Raw genomic sequence first — 17,470 nt, 5'->3', positions numbered from 1 at the left:
CTTTTCGCATGCGGTGTCATGACGCGTCCGTCGACACCGTCACCGTCCACGCCCCCGAAGCCGTCCGGTCGTGCACCTCGACGCGTACGCCCTCGCCGGGCACGGTGAAGCTCTCCCCGACGCCGACCGGCGCGTCCGCGAGCGGGCCGTAGACCGAGTCGTCCCAGCAGCCGCCGGACCCGGGGTGCGCGTCGACGACCTCGATCGGCCCGCGGCCGGACTCCGCCCCGCCGCGCACGCGGTAGACGAGGACGCCCTGCGCGCAGGCCGCCCGGTCGTTGCCGGCCGGCCCCCGCACCTCCAGGGCCACGACACGGTCCCGCGCCGTCCGCACCACCGCCAGCTTCGTCCCGCCGTCCGACCCGGACCCCGCCCAGTCGGACCCGCCCCCGGGCGCGCCCGCCCGCCCGGCGGGTTCCGCACCCGCCGCGACCGCCCCGGGCCCCGCCGCCAGCGGCTCGAGCGTCAGCCGCGCGCCCCGGCGGCCCGCACCCCGTACGCACGCCACCTGGCGCGGTTCCAGCCACCCCAGCTTCCACTTGTGCCAGCCGAAGAGGTCCGGGGCGAGCCCGAACTGGCTGCCCATGAGATCCCAGTCGCCGACGTGCGTGTCCCAGTCGCCCTTGCCGTCGACGGGCCGGTGGTAGAGGTCGGGCAGGTCGAAGACGTGCCCGGTCTCGTGGGCCAGGACCAGCCGGTCCGGCGGATGCTTCTCGAACACCGTGACAACCCGGTGGATGTCCGTCCCGTCGGCCCGCAGCGGCATCTCCAGGTTCACCACCTTCGTCGCGTCGGAGTCGACCCCGGGGGCGTCGGGATCGGCGACGAAGTAGACGATGTCGTAGCGGGAGAAGTCGACCCGGCGGTCCGCCGCCGCGAGGGCGTCCCGCAGATAGGCGGAGCGCGCCGCCGCGTGCCAGTCGCGCCGTATGGCGTACGCCGTCGAGGCCCTCGGCATCCGGATCCATTCGCGCAGCGGGTGCAGGCGCAGCCGGAACTTGCCGTAGGAGGCCTGTTCGAAGAAGCGGCTGGTCGCGGGGAAGTAGTCGGCCGTCAGCTCGGCGGGACGGGTCAGCGGCTCGGCGTCCGGGAAAGAGAGGAACACCATCACCGCGTCCAGCCGGCGGACGGGGCGCGGATAGGCAGCGTTCCAGGTGTCCAGGCCCTCCGAGTGGTGGACCTCGGTCCGCTTCAGCGCGCACGGCATCGACAGCGGCACGGCGACCGGGGGTGCGATCAGCGACGTGGCGGCGAGGGCCGTCAACGAGGTGAGGACGGCCGCGCAGCCGCGCCATCCGCACCCGCGCCGTCCCGGGGCGCGCCGACGGGACCGGACCCCGCCACGGGTGAGCCCCCCGAGGGGCAGCGGACGCGGCACGTCGACCTCCGGATGCGGAATTCGGGATACCGCACCCAGCCTGTGCCGTTTTGTTCCTCCGTGCCCTGTTTATCTGATCCAAAGGAGTGAGCGTGCCGACATCCGACCGAGCACATCGGGGAGCACCAGGGGGGGCGCCTGGACGCGCCGACACCCCGAGTACTCACAGAACGTCACAAGTGATCTGCCGGTGAAGGAACCTGTCCAGGTGCGGGCAGAAACGATCTGTCAGAAAGGGGTGCCCTTCCGGGACACTGGGCAGTAGCTGGAAGGGCTAACAGCCAGCCTCTATGATCGGCACACTTTCCTGCGCGGACACGGCTGGAGCGGCCGTCCACCACCGGCCGACCCCCGACGAGACCTGTACGACGAACGAGTGCACAGCGGGAGCGAACGGTGAGCGGAACGTCCGATGGGCAGGCGCCCACGGCAGACCTCGTTCGGTCGGCCGTCACAGAGAGTCAGATTGCCACCTCTCCTCGCGCCGGGACCCCTTCTCCTGAGGAGCGGGCCCGACGGGTCGAGCCCCTGGCAGACCCCTTGATCGACCCCCCGGTCGACCTCACGACCGGGCTTCCGGTCGCCCTTTCGGCCGAGTTCCCGGTCGGTCTGGCGGCGGGGCTGCCGGCGCGGCTCTCGGCCACCGGCCCGCCCGGCGGCCCGACCGGAATCCCGGCGCGCGCGGAGTCCGGCACGGAGTCCGGCGCGGAGACCGGCCCCCGTACCTTTCGGGCCACCTTCGCCGCGGCCCCCCTCGCGATGGCCGTCGTGGACCGCGAGGGCCGGGTCGTCACGGCCAACGACACCCTGGCCGCGCTGCTCGGCACGGGTTCCGGCGGGAACAGCCTGACCGGGCGGATCGCCGCCGACCTGGTGGACCTCGCCACCGACGCCCGCACCTGGCACGCGTACCGCGAGGTGCTGCGCGGCCGGCAGGCCAGGCTCCGCTGCACCCGGCGTCTCAAGCATCCCGACGGTCACTCGCTGTGGGCGCAGGTGACCGTCAGTCCGCTGCCCGAGGAGGAGCGGGCGGTGCTGATCTCGGTCTCCGACATCAGCGGGCGCCGGGAGCTCCAGGCCCGGCTGCGGCACCTTCAGATGCACGACCCGGTGACCCGGCTGCCCAACCGCACCCTGTTCTTCGAGCGGCTGTCGGCCGCCCTGGAGGCGGAGGCGTACGAGGAGTCGGGCACCGGCCGCATCGGGCTGTGCTACCTGGATCTCGACGGGTTCAAGGCGGTCAACGACACGCTCGGCCACCGTGTCGGCGACCGGCTGCTCGCGGCCGTCGCCGAGCGGCTGACGCGCTGCGCCAACGAGGCCGGGTACGCGAGAACGGCCACCCCCCTGGTCGCCCGGCTCGGCGGCGACGAGTTCGCCCTGCTGGTCGAGGACTCGACGGGCACCGAGCAGCTCGCCGAGCTCGCCGGCTCCGTACTGAAGTCCCTGCAGGTGCCCTTCGACCTCTCGGGGCAGCGGCTGTCGGTCTCGGCGTCGATCGGTGTGGTCGAGCGGCACGCGGCCGGTACCACCGCGACCGGTCTGATGCAGGCCGCCGACACCACGCTGTACTGGGCGAAGGCGGACGGCAAAGGCCGCTGGACGCTGTTCGACCCCGAGCGCAACGCGCACCGCATGACCCGGCAGGCGCTGTCCTCCACGCTGCGCCCCGCCGTCGAGCGCGGGGAGTTCACGCTGGAGTACCAGCCGCTGGTGTGCATGGAGGACGGGGTGCTGCGCGGCGTCGAGGCGCTGGTGCGATGGAACCATCCTCAGTTCGGCACACTGACGCCGAATCGGTTCATCGGACTTGCCGAGGAGGACGGGTCGATCGTGCAGCTCGGCCGCTGGGTGCTGGCGACCGCCTGCCGGCAGGCGCGCCGGTGGCAGCTGGACCACCCGGACGCCGAGCCGATCTTCGTCAGCGTCAACGTGGCGGTGCGGCAGGTCTGGGACTCCGACCTGGTCTCCGACGTGGCGGCGATCCTCGCGGAGACCGGGCTCGCCCCGCACCTGTTGCAGCTGGAGCTCACCGAGTCCGCGGTGATGGGCTCCGCGGGCCGGCCGCTCCAGGCCCTGCAGGCGCTCAGCGACATGGGCGTGGGCATCGCCATCGACGACTTCGGCACGGGCTACTCGAACCTCGCCTACCTCAGCCGGCTGCCGGTGTCGGTGCTGAAGCTCGACGGCTCGTTCGTACGGGGCTTCCAGTACGAGAGCGGCGACGGCGCGGGCGTGGGCGGTGACGGCGTGGGCGCGCCGCCCAACCCGGCCGACGAGGTCGTCGTCGAGGCGATGATCCAGCTCGCGCACCGGCTCGGCCTCACCGTCACCGCCGAGTGCGTGGAGACGGCGGGCCAGGCGACCCGCCTGCGGCGCATCGGCTGCGACACCGGGCAGGGGTGGCTGTACTCCCGCCCGGTGGCCCCGGACCGCATCTCCGCGCTCCTGACGGCGGCGGCCCGCCCGTAGGCCGCCGCCCGCCCCGTTCCCCGCCCCGCCCCGCTACACCCGGGGCGCCGCGGGCAGCCCGTAGGCGTCCGCGATCAGTTCGTACGAGCGCAGGCGTACGGCGCCGCTGTGGGCGTTGGCCGTGAGCATCAGCTCGTCGGCGCCGGTGCGCTTGTGGAGGTCGTCGAGGCCGGAGCGGACCTCGTCGGCGGTGCCGTGGACGACGTTCGCGTTCCAGGAGTCCATGAACTCCCGCTCCATCGGGCTGAAGGCGTACGCCTCCGCCTCCTCCGGGGTCGGGACCAGGCCGGGGCGGCCGGTGCGCAGGCGGACCATGTTCAGCGCGGCGGCCATGACCTGGCGGCGGGCCTCCTTCTCGTCGTCCGTCGCGAGCGCGGAGACGCCGATGAGGGCGTAGGGCGCGTCGAGCACGGCCGACGGCCGGAAGGACTCGCGGTAGAGGTCGAGCGCCGGGACGGTGTTCTGCGCGGAGAAGTGGTGTGCGAAGGCGAACGGCAGGCCGAGCGTGCCGGCCAGGCGCGCGCTGAAGCCGGAGGAGCCGAGCAGCCACAGCGGCGGGCGGTGCGGGGACTGCACACCGCCGGGCGAGGTCGCCTGGACCGGGCCGGGGACCGCGTGGATCCGGGCGTACGGGTGACCGCTCGGGAAGTCGTCGTCCAAGAAGCGGGTCAGTTCCGCCAGCTGCTGGGGGAAGTCGTCGGCGCCCTCGTTCAGCCGCTCCGTGCGGCGCAGGGCCGCGGCCGTGGCGCCGTCCGTGCCCGGGGCGCGGCCGAGGCCGAGGTCGACGCGGCCCGGGGCCAGCGCTTCGAGCGTGCCGAACTGCTCCGCGATGACCAGGGGGGCGTGGTTGGGCAGCATCACGCCGCCGGAGCCCAGGCGGATGCGGGTGGTGTGCGCGGCCAGGTGGGCCAGGATCACGGCCGGGGAGGAGGAGGCCACGCCCGGCATGGAGTGGTGTTCGGCCACCCAGTAGCGGTGGAACCCGCGGCCCTCCGCGAGACGGGCCAGCTCCACACCGGTGCGCAGGGCCTCGGTGGCGGTGTGGCCCGCACCGACGGTGACCAGGTCCAGGACGGAGAGGGGCACCGGGGCGGTGCCCTGTGCCTCGCCTCGGATCTCGTCGGTGCCGCTGGTCGAGTGGTCCGCTGCCGCCACGGGGTTCCTCCTGTTGGTGCGTAGGTGTCCGCCCCCCATAACAGGAGGGAGGCTCCGGTTGTTCCCCGCGCCCCGCGCCCCGCCCGTGGGGGTGACGCACCCGCACGGCGATACAGGCGCAAATTAATCCGAATAGTTTGCATCGCCTTGGGTAGCCGCGCGCCCATGGCTCCACCACTTGGGAACGACTCGAACGCTTCACCGGAGGAAAGAACCCGGGCCGCGCACGGCACGAGCCGCCGGTCGCTGCTGGCGGGCGTCACGGCGCTCGGCGCGCTGGGCGCGCTCGGCGCCACCGGCTGCAGCCGCGTGGCCACGGCGTCGGGCAAGGACGGCGGCGACCTCCTGGACCGGCTGAGGGCGCAGGGCGTCGTACGGCTCGGCATCGCCGGGGAGATCCCCTTCGGCTACATCGACAAGGACGGCGAGCTCACGGGTGAGGCCCCGGAACTGGCCAAGGTCATCTTCGGGCGGCTGGGGGTGGAGAACGTCCAGCCCGTGCCGACGGAGTTCGGCTCGCTCATTCCCGGCCTGAAGTCCCAGCAGTTCGACGTGGTCGCGGCCGGCATGTACATCAACGCCGAGCGCTGCGCGCAGGTGATCTTCTCCGACCCCGACTACCAGATGCTCGACGCCTTCATCGTGCGCAAGGGCAACCCGAAGAAGCTGCGCGACTACAAGGACGTCGTGGAGTCGGGGGCGAAGTTCGCGACCGGAACGGGATACGCGGAGATCCGGTACGCGGTCGGGGCCGGGTACGAGGAGAGCGACATCCTGATCGTGCAGGACCAGGTCGCGGGCCTGAACGCCGTCGAGGCGGGCCGGGTCGACGTGTTCGCCGGGACGGCGCTGACCGTCCGCGAGGTCGTCAAGAAGTCCGGCAGGGTGGAGGCGACCGAGCCGTTCGCGCCCCTGGTGGACGGCAAACCGCACACGGACGGCGGCGGTTTCGCGTTCCGCCCCACCGAGACGGGCCTGCGGGACGCCTTCAACGCCGAACTGCGGAAGATGAAGGACAGCGGTGAACTGCTGCGCGTCCTGCGGCCCTTCGGTTTCACCAAGAACGAGATGACCGATCTGACCGCGAAGGAGCTGTGCGGCGGATGACATCCGGACTCTGGGAACTCGTACTGAAGGGGATCTGGGTCACGGTCCAGCTGCTGGTGCTGAGCGCGCTGCTGGCCGGGGCCGTCTCCTTCGTGATGGGCATCGCGCGCGTCCACCGGCTGTGGATCGTCCGCTTCCTCGCGGGCTTCTACACGGAGGTGTTCCGCGGCACCTCCGCACTGATCATGATCTTCTGGGTGTTCTTCGTGCTGCCCCTGGCCTTCGGCTGGCAGCTGGTCCCGATGTGGGCGGGCACCCTCGCGCTGGGCCTGACGTACGGGGCGTACGGCTCCGAGATCGTGCGCGGCGCCCTGAACTCCGTGGACCCGGCGCAGGTGGAGGGCGGCATCGCGCTCAGCTTCACGCCCTGGCAGCGGCTGCGGCTGATCCAGCTGCCGCAGGCCGTGCCGGAGATGGTCCCGCCCTTCTCCAACCTGCTGATCGAGCTGCTCAAGGGCACCGCCCTGGTGTCCGTGATGGGCATGGGCGACCTGGCCTTCAGCGGGAATCTGGTGCGGCTCGCGCTGCAGGAGAGCGCGGAGATCTACACGTACATCCTGCTGATCTACTTCGTGATCGCCTTCCTGCTCACGCGGCTCATGCGCGGACTGGAGAAGCGCCTCAAGGCCGGCATCGGCGAGGTTCCCGAGAAGGGTGTGTCCCAGGCCGAGCTGCATCGCCCGGAGACCACCGGAGTCGGCGGAGGTGCCGTATGAACTGGGACTGGAGTGCCGTCGGCGACTTCATGCCGCACTTCTGGGACGGACTGCTGGTCACCCTGCAGGCCCTGGTGCTCGGCTCGCTGATCTCCTTCGCCCTCGGACTGGTGTGGGCGCTGCTGATGCGCGCCCCGACCCGCTGGGTGCGCTGGCCGGTCGGGGTCGTGACGGAGTTCATCCGCAACACCCCGCTGCTGGTGCAGCTGTTCTTCCTCTTCTACGTGCTGCCCGAGTGGGACATCACGTTCTCCGCGATGACCACCGGTGTCGTCGCCATCGGGCTGCACTACTCGACGTACACGATGCAGGTCTACCGGGCCGGCATCGAGGGCGTGCCGGCCGGCCAGTGGGAAGCGGCCACGGCACTGAACCTGCCCCTGACCCGGACGTGGACCGCGGTGATCCTGCCGCAGGCGATCCGCCGGGTGGTGCCCGCCCTGGGCAACTACGTCATCTCGATGCTCAAGGACACGCCGCTGCTGATGGCGATCACCGTCCTCGACATGCTCGGCGAGGCACGGCTGTTCTCGCAGCAGAACTTCCAGTTCACCGAGCCGCTGACGGTCATCGGCGTGGCCTTCGTCCTCATTTCCTATCCGGCTTCCCTCCTCATGCGAGCCCTGGAGCGACGTCTTGTCCGCTGACACCCCCCTGACGAAGGAGTCCGCCGCCGCCTCCGCCGCCAACCCGGCGGTGGACGGCAGCGAGCTGATCCGCTTCGACAAGGTCACCAAGCGCTTCGGCGCCAACACGGTCCTCGACGACCTCGACTTCTCCGTCGCCTCCGGCAGGCACGTCACGCTGATCGGCCCGTCCGGCTCCGGCAAGACGACGATCCTGCGGCTGCTGATGACCCTGCTCAAGCCCGACGAGGGCACGATCAAGGTGGGCGGCGAGTACCTCACCCACGAGGAGAGGAACGGCAAGCTGGTCCCGGCCGGCGAGAAGCACGTCCGCGAGGTCCGCAAGAACATCGGGATGGTCTTCCAGCAGTTCAACCTCTTCCCCAACATGAAGGTGCTGCGCAACATCACCGAGGCGCCGGTCACCGTGCTCGGCATGTCCAGGGACGCGGCCGAGGAGCGGGCCCGTGAACTGCTCGACCTGGTGGGTCTCGCGGAGCACCTCGACAAGTACCCGAGCCAGCTCTCCGGCGGGCAGCAGCAGCGGGTCGCGATCGCGCGGGCCCTGGCGATGCGGCCGCAGGTGCTGCTCCTCGACGAGGTGACGTCCGCGCTCGACCCCGAGCTGGTCGCGGGCGTCCTCGACGTGCTGCGGGACATCGCGCGCAGCACCGACATCACGATGCTCTGCGTGACCCACGAGATGAGCTTCGCGCGGGACATCTCCGACCAGGTGCTGATGTTCGACTCCGGGCGCGTGCTGGAGTCCGGCCCGCCGGAGAAGATCTTCGGCGACCCGGAGCACGACAGGACCAGGGAGTTCCTCGGCGCGGTGCTGTGACGGCGGTGCGGTGACTGCGGTGCGGTGACGCAAGGGCACCGGTCTCGTCAAGAGCCCCTCCCGGTGACCGCCCCGGCGGCTATCGTGGAGGGGGCCCCGGCCGTCCGGGCCGCGTTGATGTGCGGCCCGATGCGCGCCGGGTCGGCCGCACGCCGGGCCGCAAAAGCGCAAGGGGACCCACCGTGGCGCTGAAGCACGAGCCGACCGTGCCGTACCACTCGGCCCAGGACGCCCTGCGCGTCCTGGAGACCGTGGCCCGGCACCCCACCGGAGTCACCGACGCCGAGCTCGCCCGGCACACCGGCCTCGGCACCGAGCGCCTCGTCGTACTCCTGCGGATGCTGCGCCGCGAGGGGTACGTGGAGCAGCTGGCGGACGGGGCGTACCTCACCGGGGAGGCCTTCGACCGGCTCGGTTCCGCGCACGGCCGCGAGGAGGCGCTGCGCGCCCAGCTGCAGCGCACCCTCGACCGGCTGCGGGACTCGCTGGGCGCCGCCGTCTACATGAGCCGGTACGTGGACGGCGAGATCCACGTCACCCAGTGCGCGGACGGCCCGGCGACCCCGGCGGTCAACGAGTGGGTGGACTTCCGTTCCTCGGCCCACGCCAGCGCGATCGGCAAGAGCCTGCTCGGGCAGCTCGACCTCAACGGCCGGCGCGACCACCTCTCCCGTCACCGGATGGCGCGGCTCACCTCGCGGACCATCACGAACGAGCGGGTGCTCCTGTCCCGGCTCGACGCCCAGGCACCGACCGTGCCCGTGCTCGACCTCCAGGAGTACGCGGTGGGCACGGTCTGCGCGGCGGTCCCGGTCACGGCCGGCTCCGCCGTGGGCTGCCTCGCCCTCTCCCTCCCACTGGAACACGCCCACCGGCTGCGCGAGGCGGCCGACACCCTGAACCGGGGCGCGGCACCGGTCCTGCTCTCGCTGGCCATCTGAAGCGGCCGCCCGTCACCCGCGGGTGGTCGGAAGCACCCCTGAGGACCGGGTAGTATTTTCTTTGTCGCCAGCCGCGGAAGCGGTCGGCGGGAGTCACGCGCCGCTAGCTCAGTTGGTTAGAGCAGCTGACTCTTAATCAGCGGGTCCGGGGTTCGAGTCCCTGGCGGCGCACCACACGAAGGGCCTTCGCGAAAGCGGAGGCCCTTTTCGTCGCCCGGGCCGCTCGTCACGGGAAGGTGCCGTATCCGGTGCCGGAGTCCTCGACGAGGGAGTCGCCCGCCTCGGAGACCTCGGTGTACGTGACCATGAAGCCGACGCAGATCACCGCGATCACCCCGAGGAGGACCAGGACCGCCGCGGCCCCCACCGCGTTCTTCCGGTGGCTGGGCGTCTGGGCCGTGGCCCGCACCCTCTCGCCCTCGGCGTAGTGCACGACGACGGTGTCGCCCTCCAGCGTCGTCCCCGGTCCGTCCTCCTCCTCGAACCGGACGGTCCGGCCGTCCCGGGCCGTGAACTCGTAGACGTGGTGGAGTGTCGTGCGCACGGCGGAGTCGCCGCTGCCGCCGCTGGTCGTCGTGTAGGTGCGCAGACAGCGCGCCTCGGCCGTCAGCCCGCTGTTCCAGACCTGCCTGAGGTCCCGCGCACGGCGGATCACCCGTATGGCCGCGAAGAGCACGAGGGCCAGGATGAGGCCCGGAATCGCATAGAAGAAGAGATCCACGACATCCCCCGGTGTTCGGAGTCCGGTACGGCTCCACGCACGCCGTCATGGTCATGTCGACGTGCGTGGAACCTACCCGTGGGGGGTGGCGGAGATCCTCAAGGGATGCTCAGAGCTGCGCGGCGGGCGATCGGCGGGGGCACCCGCCGGTCGCCCGCCGGGCGGTCAGAACGTGACGTCGGAGCAGGCGTAGAACGCGTTGCCCGTGTCGGCGATCGTCCAGACGGCGAGGATGACGTGATGTCCGCTCCTGCCTGACGGCAGGGTGCCGCTGTGCGAGAGCGTCGCCGGGGGCTGACCGCTGTAGGGGACGGTCAGGAACGGGGTGGTGTCGAGCGCCGACCGGGTCAGGGCGGCGTTCTGGTTCCAGCCGTTCTTGGTGATGTAGTACTTGAAGTCGGTCGTGGAGTGCCGTGCCGTGAACTGCCAGCGGAAGGTGTAGCTCTGTCCGCCGTTCACCTTGGTCGTGGGCCAGGCACCGCCCGAGGGCGTCGTCGCCTTGTCCAGCGCGCCGAAGTTGCCGTGGTTCCCGGAGCAGATCTGACCGTCGGCCGGCCCGGACGCCGGGAAGCCCTTGGGGCCCTCGACGCTCTGGGGCTCCCACTGGATGTCACCGCAATTGGTCACGGTGCCGTTCTGACAGACCTTCTGCCGGCTGACCGGCAGGTCGGTGTAGCCGTGACCGGTGGCCCCGCCGCTGGAGAGCACGAACGCTCCGGTGGTGGCGAGTCCGACCGCGGCGGCGTACCACTTCAGCCGCTTTCGGGGACGGGGAGTCGGATGAAGGGCCGGCTGGGGGGTTTCTCGCATGCTGCCGCTCCTGGAGAACGTGGGGGAGGTTCCGTGAGCCGTGCGTGCGCATCGCGATGCGTGAGGGTGGTGCGTAAGGGTGAGGCGATGGTTCAGGTCTAGACCAAGTACCAGATTATTGCCGAGACTTGGCTGTGTCCATATCAAAAATGCGATGGGTCCATACCTGTCGTGGTGAGCGTCCGGTGACACCGGTCCCGCGACCTCTCCACCAGCTCCCCGTTGGGGCCGTCGTTGGCCTCGACCCAGTCCCGCGCCTGCGCCTCGTCCTTCCCTCCCGCCAACTGCCGTTCCACCAGCCTCTTGTGCCGCACGTCCCCGGGCGCTCCGACGTACCAGCACTCCCCCATGAGCACGTACGCGTCCCGCCACCCGGGCAGATCGCAGGCCAGGTAGTTCCCCTCGGTGACGACGAGCCGGGCGGCCGGGGGCACCAGATGCCGGGCCGCGACGGGCTCGTGGAGGGTCCGGTCGTAGTCCGGTACGTAGATGTCGCGGGCCGTCTCGTCGAGGACCCGGCGCAGCAGATCGACGTATCCCCACACGTCGAAGCTCGGCTCGGAACCCTTGCGGGCCGTCAGCCCGAGGCGCTCCAGCTGGACGTTGGAGAGGTGGAAGCCGTCCAGCGGCAGGTAGGCGGCGTCCTCGCCGAGGTGCGCGACCAGGGCGCGGGCGAGGGTCGACTTGCCGGCCCCGGGCGGCCCGGCCAGGCCCAGCACGGCACGCGGGGTGCCCTCGGTCAGGCTCCGGGCGTCCGCCGCGAGGTCGGCGAGGACGAGGGGGTTCGTGGCGGGGGTGCGGTGGTCAGCGATCTCCATGCCCCGTATAGAACGCCACCGTCAGGTCCTTCACCAGGGCCTTGCGCTCGTAGTCGTCCAGCTCGACGAGCCCGCGCACGGTCAGCCGGGTCACCGTGTCCTCGACGGAGTCGACGACCGAGGTGAGGACCTTGTCGCGGTGCCGGGCGTCCAGGGCCGCGATCCGGCGGCGCTGCATCACGGCGGCGACCTCGGGGGCGTACTCCACCCCGAGCGGCTGCGCGGAGAACACCTGGAGGCCGACCGCCGCCGCGTCCGCCGCCACGAGGCGGGTCAGCGCGTCGCTGACGGCCTCCGTGTTGCGCAGGGTCGCGGGGTCCGCCGCCCCCGCCGTGTGCGGCGGGACGTCGGCCGGCAGCTGCGCGAGCACCCGCGCGAGCGCCGCCTCCACGCACTCGCGCAGGTACTGCTGGTGGTCCTCGACGCCGAGCGCGGCCCGCGCGGTGTCCCGCACCCGCCAGACGACGAGGACGGTGACACGCAGCGCGACCCCGTTCGCGTCGACCGCCGGCATCGCCTCGCTGCGCCAGTGCCGCAGCCGCACGTCGATCCGGCGGCGCAGCACCAGCGGGTTCACCCACATCAGCCCGGTGCGCCGGACCGTGCCCCGGTAGCGGCCGAAGAGCCCGAGCACCCAGGCGCGCCCGGTGCGCCCGCGCGCCAGCCCGCCGAACCCGAACAGGGCGAGCGCCCCGCACCCCGCGAGCGCCGCCCACTGGGGGCCGCCGAGCCCGGCACCGGTGTGCGCCGACAGGCCCAGCGCGTCCACGGCGAGCAGCGGCAGAACACCGGCCCACCAGGACGCCAGTACGCAACCGGCCGCGCCGGCGGCACCGGCCAGCACTCCGACCGTGCCCGGCAGCACCCGTGCGGGCCGCTCCACCAGGTCGGGGTCGACCTCCGGGGCGGGCCTCGGCGGCAGCGGGGCCGGTGCGCGCCGGGCGATCCGCGGCTGCTCCCCGGTGCCCCGCCGGCGGCTCACCACTGCGGGTGCGAGCGCCACGGACACCGGTTCCGGCTCGTCGCGGAACAGCAGGTGGACCGGGATCTCGGTGGTCGCCTCGGTGTGGATGACCCGCGCCCCGCGGCCGCCGGTGTCGCGCGTGGCCGGCTCCGGGACCCCCTCGGACTCCGGGGAATGTGAAGTGGTCGTCGTGCTCATACGTGCCTCCGCGCCGGGAAGAACTGCCGCCGGAAAGAACTGCCGCCAGGAAGAACCGTCGTCGGGGGCTCGGCGGGGGAGCCCGGGGAGAGGAGACCTAGGAGAAGAGCCGCCGCCAGGTCTCCGGGCCGGGGTAGCCGTCCGCCGCCCCGCCGCGCCACCCCTGCGACCGCTGGAACGCCTCGACGTTGCGCCGGTCGCTCTCGCCCCAGCGCGGTCCCGGACCCTGCGTGTAGTGCGTGCCGAACCCCTTCTTCACCAGTTGCCTGCCGAGCCGGGTCACGTGCGCGTTGTCGGCGCCGGGCCGGAACGCCGCCCGGCCGGGGTAGCCGGCCACACCGTGCGAGCCCGCTTCCGTGGCCGGAGCCGGGACCGGGGGCCGCACGGGGGTGGCGGAACCTCCGGCACTCGCGGCCCTGACGTCCCGGCCCCCGCCGTTCACCAGGTACGACCAGGTCGTCGGCCCCGGCAGTCCGTCGGCGTCCGCGCCGGTCCAGCCCTGTGCCAGCTGGAACGCGCGGGTCGCCCGCCGGTCCGCGTCCGTCCAGCGCGGCCCCGGCCCCGAGCTGTAGTACGCGCCGGCGCCGCGCGCGACGAGCATCCGTCCCAGCCGGGTGACGTACGCGTTGTTCCTGCCGGGCCCGAAGGCGGCCGCGCCGGGGTAGGCCCCGCCCGGCGAGGTGACGGGCGTGACGGTGCCCGTGCCGTCCGTGCCGTCCGCGCCGGGCTCCGCCCTGAGTCCCTTGTAGCGGTACGGGAGATAGCGGGCCGAATTGCTCCAGTAGGCGTAGGGAGTGGATTTCCGCCGGGCGGTCGGGGGGGTCAGCTCGTACGCGACGTAATGGCTCCGCGTCTGATCCGTCCAGCCGCCGAAAATCGTGACGTGCGACCCTTTCTCGGGGTCGGCGGGATTGTGGAAGAGCAGGATGTCGCCGGCCTGGAGCTCGTCCTTGCCGATCCGCACGCCGTACGTGTCGAGGCTGCCCGTCCATTCGTTGCCGCCGAGGTTCCAGGCCATCGAGACGAAGCCCGAGCAGTCCTGGCGGTAGCCGTCGGACCAGTAGGCGTTCATGTCGTACGGCACCCGCGCCGCGACCCACTCCTTGGCCCGGTCGATGATCTCGGCCCGGGTCGTCAGGGGGACCCTGGCCTTGGCGGGGACGCCGCCGGGGCCGTGCAGCGGGGCCGTGCCGCCCTGGGGGGTGCCGGGGTCGTCCGCCGCGGGGGCGCCGGGACGCTGGGGGGCGTGCGCCGCGGCGACGGCGGGGGCGGCGCCCGCCGCGCCGAGCACCGTGCCGGCGGCCGCGGCCAGGGCGAGGGCCGCCATGGGGGCGCCGGCGGGGTGGCGCGTGGGGGTGGAGTGCGGCAGGACGCGCCGCCAGTGGGTGCATCCTGGGCAGTCGCAGTCGCTCGCGGGATCGAATTCCTCGAACACCGGAGCGGTCATCTTTTTCCCCTCGTCGTTCTGCTGGAGATTTCCAAGGTTCTGCACATCCGTCAGCTTCTCAACCGGCTGCGGACATCGCATGCTGACGGTCCGAATGATGTAATCGCCGCCGGCGGCCGGACCGTTTTCGACCGCGGCCCCCACCGGCCCGTGGCCGAGAACGGTCGGAGCCCGGGGCACCCCGATCCGCGAAGGGCGTCCGCGGGGACCCGCTACCCTCTCGCCATGGCGCGCGATCTCCAGGAGCAGATCAAGAAGCTCATCATCGACCGCCGGCTGCCCCCGGGCGCCGTGCTGCCGACCGAGCCCGACCTCATGGAGCTGCTCGGCGCCAGCCGGAACTCCGTGCGCGAGGCCCTCAAGGCCCTGCAGGCGATGGGCATCGTGGAGATCCGGCACGGTTTCGGCACGTATGTCGGGCCGATGTCCATGGCGCCGGTGATCGAGGGCCTCGCCTTCCGCACGGTCGCCGGGCACTACCGCGGCGAGGACAGCCTGCTGCAGCTGCTGCAGCTGCGCGAGGCGGTGGAGACCGGCCTGGTCTCCCGGGTCGCGGGCAACGTCCCGCAGGACGACCTGGCCGCCCTGGACGCACTGGTCGACCGCATGGACGCGCAGGCCTCCGCCGGCAAGGGCCTCGCCGAGACCGACCGCGCCTTTCACGCCACCCTGTACCGGGGCCTGGGCAACGCGCTGCTGAGCGAGCTCCTGGAGGCGTTCTGGGACGCCTTCCACCGCGTACGCACGGATCTCGCGGAGCTTCCGCAGGATCCGAGGGTGACCTGCCGGCAGCACCGGGAGATCCTCGACGCGGTGCGCTCCGGTGACGCGGGCCGGGCCGAGGGCGCCATAAGAGAACACTTCGGTCACATCCGTACACGCCTGACCGCAACCGTACCGAACGAGACCATCAGGCACCCCAATAGGCACATATGATCGGTAAACACCATGTTTCGCGTCTTGCGATCATGGGGAACCGCGTAGAACCCTGGGCGACAAAAGGCTGCGGTTGCGGCCCGGTTGGGGGACACGGAACCGGTGATGTCCGAAGGCGGGGATTCGGGGCCCCGTCCGTACGCGGATGCCGAGCGGATGCCGAGGGGGGCATCATGCAACCGGAAGGCCGCTCCACCATGTCTATAAGGTATGTGGATGATGTGGTGACGGGGGCCTGCTGTTGATACGCCTGTGCATGGTCCAGGGGGGACCTGCCGGCGAAGGGAACAACGAGCACGCAGTGACGTGCGTGTGGGGGGATGACTCATGACGTCGACGCCGACGGGCGCCCGGCAGAATTCCGACCCGTCCGAGACCACCCAGCTGAGGGTGCCGTCACAGACACGGACCGGCACTTTCCGCAGAATAAAGAAGAACCTGCCGAGATACGACTACGAGCACTACAGCCGTCTCGCAGGTCCTCTCACCCAGCCCGACCCGGGCAAGCCGTACAAGGTGCAGTACCGCACGCTCCTCTCGCAGGAGCCGCACCGGCTGCGCGCCGCCCTGATGCTGGGCGCCGCCCCGCTCCTGTCGCTCGTGCTGCTCGCCTGGCTGCTCCAGCCGGAGCACTGGACCGAGCGGGACTACCCCGCGTACGACTTCCTGCCGGCGCTCGACATGGTGATGCTCGTCTCCATCGGTCTGATCGAGCTGTTCCGCTGCATGAACGTGCTGTCGAACGCGCACGCCACGCTGGTGGCCCGCGATCCGATCCCGGTGGTTCCCGAGACCGGCACGCGAGTGGCCTTCCTCACCTCCTTCGTGCCCGGCAAGGAGCCGTTGGAGATGGTGACCAAGACGCTGGAAGCCGCGGTGCGGATCCGCCACCGCGGCCTCATGCACGTCTGGCTGCTCGACGAGGGCGACGACCCCGCAGTGAAGGCGGTCTGCGAGCGCCTCGGCGTGCACCACTTCTCCCGCAAGGGCGTCGCGAAGTGGAACCAGAAGAAGGGCCCGCACCGCGCGAAGACCAAGCACGGCAACTACAACGCCTGGCTGGACGCGCACGGCGACCACTACGACTTCTTCGCCTCCGTCGACACCGACCACGTGCCGCTGCCCAACTACCTGGAGCGGATGCTGGGCTTCTTCCGCGACCCGGACGTCGGCTTCGTGATCGGCCCGCAGGTCTACGGCAACTACGACAACCCGATCACCAAGGCCGCCGAGTCGCAGCAGTTCCTGTTCCACGCGCTGATCCAGCGGGCGGGCAACGCCTACGGCTCGCCGATGTTCGTCGGCACCTCCAACGCCGTGCGCATCCGGACGCTGAAGCAGATCGGCGGTCTGTACGACTCGATCACCGAGGACATGGCGACCGGCTTCGAGATCCACCGCCACAAGAACCCGGTGACGGGCAGGAAGTGGCGCTCGGTCTACACCCCGGACGTCCTCGCGGTCGGCGAGGGCCCGAACGCCTGGACGGACTTCTTCACCCAGCAGATGCGCTGGTCACGGGGTACGTACGAGACGATCCTCAAGCAGTACTGGAAGGGCGCCTACTCGCTGCCGCCGAGCAAGTTCTTCAACTACACGATGATGATCATCTTCTACCCGATGTCGGCCCTCAACTGGATCCTGGCGGCGCTGAGCTGCGCCCTGTTCCTGGGCCTGGGCGCCTCGGGTGTGGACATCGACCCGGCGATCTGGCTGATGCTCTACGGCAACGCCTCCGCGCTGCAGATCGGCCTGTACGTCTGGAACCGCCGCCACAACGTCTCGCCGCACGAGCCCGAGGGCTCCGGCGGTGTGGCCGGCATGATCATGTCCGCGCTGTCGGCGCCGCTGTACGCGAAGGCGCTCATCGACTCGGTGCTGCGGCGCAAGAGCAAGTTCGTGGTCACCCCCAAGGGCGACTCCGCGAGCCCGGACACCTGGTTCGGCACCTTCCGGTACCACTGGTACTTCATCGCGATCTTCAGCGGTTCGATCACCGCCGGTTTCGTCTACGGCCACGCCCACCCCGCGATGATCATCTGGGCGACGTTCGCGCTGCTCATCACGGCCTCGCCGATGTTCGCCTGGCGCTGGATGATGCGGCAGGACAAGAAGGGGCGCAAGCACCGCCACGGCGGCGCCCCCAAGGAGGTCCCGGCGCCCCCGGTGCCCGTGCACGACAGCCGGATCCCGGTCCAACCCCAGCAGTCCCAGGCGCCGCACTCACCCCAGTACGCGCCGCACGCGCCCCAGCACAAACCCAGCTGGGCGGCCAACGGGGGGAACGACCAGACCGTGCAGATCTCCCTCGGCGGCCGGCGCGACCCGTCCGGCAGCTGA

At 71.4% G+C, this 17,470-nt stretch carries 15 protein-coding genes and 1 tRNA gene; 9 read left to right on the top strand and 7 right to left on the bottom strand.

The window, feature by feature from the left end; genetic code table 11:
* Positions 1–16 precede the first annotated feature (16 nt).
* Positions 17–1,264 (bottom strand): M6 family metalloprotease domain-containing protein, encoded by a 1,248-nt coding sequence (locus QFZ75_RS24385; RefSeq protein ID WP_373465935.1) that lies wholly within the window; start codon positions 1,262–1,264, stop codon positions 17–19.
* Positions 1,265–2,047: 783 nt separating this feature from the next.
* Here QFZ75_RS24385 and QFZ75_RS24380 point away from each other — a divergent pair.
* Positions 2,048–3,850 carry a putative bifunctional diguanylate cyclase/phosphodiesterase gene (locus tag QFZ75_RS24380; RefSeq protein WP_373466059.1) on the top strand — a complete coding sequence of 601 codons (1,803 nt, stop codon included), beginning with the start codon at positions 2,048–2,050 and terminating at the stop codon, positions 3,848–3,850.
* A gap of 33 nt (positions 3,851–3,883) precedes the next feature.
* Here the strand turns inward: QFZ75_RS24380 and QFZ75_RS24375 are convergent, their stop codons facing one another.
* Positions 3,884–5,044 (bottom strand): LLM class flavin-dependent oxidoreductase, encoded by a 1,161-nt coding sequence (locus QFZ75_RS24375; protein WP_307540120.1) that lies wholly within the window; start codon positions 5,042–5,044, stop codon positions 3,884–3,886.
* A 126-nt stretch (positions 5,045–5,170) separates the two neighbouring features.
* On the opposite strand from QFZ75_RS24375, the gene ehuB reads away from it, so the two are divergent.
* The 6 genes from ehuB (at position 5,171) to QFZ75_RS24345 (ending at position 9,410) form a co-directional block, all read left to right on the top strand.
* Positions 5,171–6,112: an ectoine/hydroxyectoine ABC transporter substrate-binding protein EhuB gene (gene ehuB, locus QFZ75_RS24370; protein WP_307540119.1), complete on the top strand. Its 942-nt coding sequence runs from the start codon at positions 5,171–5,173 to the stop codon at positions 6,110–6,112.
* A complete protein-coding gene (gene ehuC, locus QFZ75_RS24365) occupies positions 6,109–6,828 on the top strand; it encodes an ectoine/hydroxyectoine ABC transporter permease subunit EhuC (RefSeq protein ID WP_307540117.1) in 720 nt (239 codons plus the stop codon). Before ehuB ends, ehuC begins: the two co-directional genes overlap by 4 nt.
* Positions 6,825–7,475, top strand: coding sequence for an ectoine/hydroxyectoine ABC transporter permease subunit EhuD (gene ehuD, locus QFZ75_RS24360; protein ID WP_307540115.1), 651 nt, complete (start codon positions 6,825–6,827; stop codon positions 7,473–7,475). Before ehuC ends, ehuD begins: the two co-directional genes overlap by 4 nt.
* Before the next feature lie 49 nt (positions 7,476–7,524).
* The gene (gene ehuA / locus QFZ75_RS24355; protein ID WP_307544745.1) at positions 7,525–8,295 is read left to right on the top strand and encodes an ectoine/hydroxyectoine ABC transporter ATP-binding protein EhuA; all 771 of its coding nucleotides are present in this window, start codon (positions 7,525–7,527) and stop codon (positions 8,293–8,295) included.
* 182 nt (positions 8,296–8,477) lie between these two features.
* Positions 8,478–9,236, top strand: a complete 759-nt coding sequence (locus QFZ75_RS24350; protein WP_307540114.1) for an IclR family transcriptional regulator — start codon at positions 8,478–8,480, stop codon at positions 9,234–9,236.
* Between the two features lie 97 nt (positions 9,237–9,333).
* A tRNA-Lys gene (locus QFZ75_RS24345) sits at positions 9,334–9,410 on the top strand.
* Positions 9,411–9,462: 52 nt separating this feature from the next.
* Here QFZ75_RS24345 and QFZ75_RS24340 read toward each other — a convergent pair.
* The 5 genes from QFZ75_RS24340 to QFZ75_RS24320 all read right to left on the bottom strand — a co-directional run bounded on the left by QFZ75_RS24340 (position 9,463) and on the right by QFZ75_RS24320 (position 14,194).
* Positions 9,463–9,957 (bottom strand): DUF3592 domain-containing protein, encoded by a 495-nt coding sequence (locus QFZ75_RS24340; protein ID WP_307540112.1) that lies wholly within the window; start codon positions 9,955–9,957, stop codon positions 9,463–9,465.
* A gap of 165 nt (positions 9,958–10,122) precedes the next feature.
* Positions 10,123–10,767: a lytic polysaccharide monooxygenase gene (locus QFZ75_RS24335; protein ID WP_307540110.1), complete on the bottom strand. Its 645-nt coding sequence runs from the start codon at positions 10,765–10,767 to the stop codon at positions 10,123–10,125.
* A gap of 143 nt (positions 10,768–10,910) precedes the next feature.
* On the bottom strand, positions 10,911–11,585 hold the full coding sequence (locus tag QFZ75_RS24330) for a nucleoside/nucleotide kinase family protein (RefSeq protein ID WP_307540109.1): 675 nt from the start codon (positions 11,583–11,585) through the stop codon (positions 10,911–10,913).
* Complete coding sequence (locus QFZ75_RS24325) at positions 11,572–12,747, bottom strand: SPFH domain-containing protein (RefSeq protein WP_307540108.1); 1,176 nt, start codon at positions 12,745–12,747, stop codon at positions 11,572–11,574. The genes QFZ75_RS24330 and QFZ75_RS24325 overlap by 14 nt, the downstream gene beginning before the upstream one ends.
* A 97-nt stretch (positions 12,748–12,844) precedes the next feature.
* Positions 12,845–14,194 (bottom strand): peptidoglycan-binding protein, encoded by a 1,350-nt coding sequence (locus tag QFZ75_RS24320; RefSeq protein ID WP_307540106.1) that lies wholly within the window; start codon positions 14,192–14,194, stop codon positions 12,845–12,847.
* Positions 14,195–14,419: 225 nt separating this feature from the next.
* On the opposite strand from QFZ75_RS24320, the gene QFZ75_RS24315 reads away from it, so the two are divergent.
* A complete protein-coding gene (locus tag QFZ75_RS24315) occupies positions 14,420–15,130 on the top strand; it encodes a FadR/GntR family transcriptional regulator (protein ID WP_307540105.1) in 711 nt (236 codons plus the stop codon).
* A gap of 327 nt (positions 15,131–15,457) precedes the next feature.
* A complete protein-coding gene (locus QFZ75_RS24310; protein WP_307540103.1) occupies positions 15,458–17,470 on the top strand; it encodes a cellulose synthase catalytic subunit in 2,013 nt (670 codons plus the stop codon).

The organism is Streptomyces sp. V3I8 (assembly GCF_030817535.1).
In the GTDB taxonomy this organism is placed as follows: Bacteria; Actinomycetota; Actinomycetes; order Streptomycetales; family Streptomycetaceae; genus Streptomyces.
The sequence above is the reverse complement of the archived record's forward strand: the minus strand, read 5'-3'. Positions and strand labels throughout refer to the sequence as shown.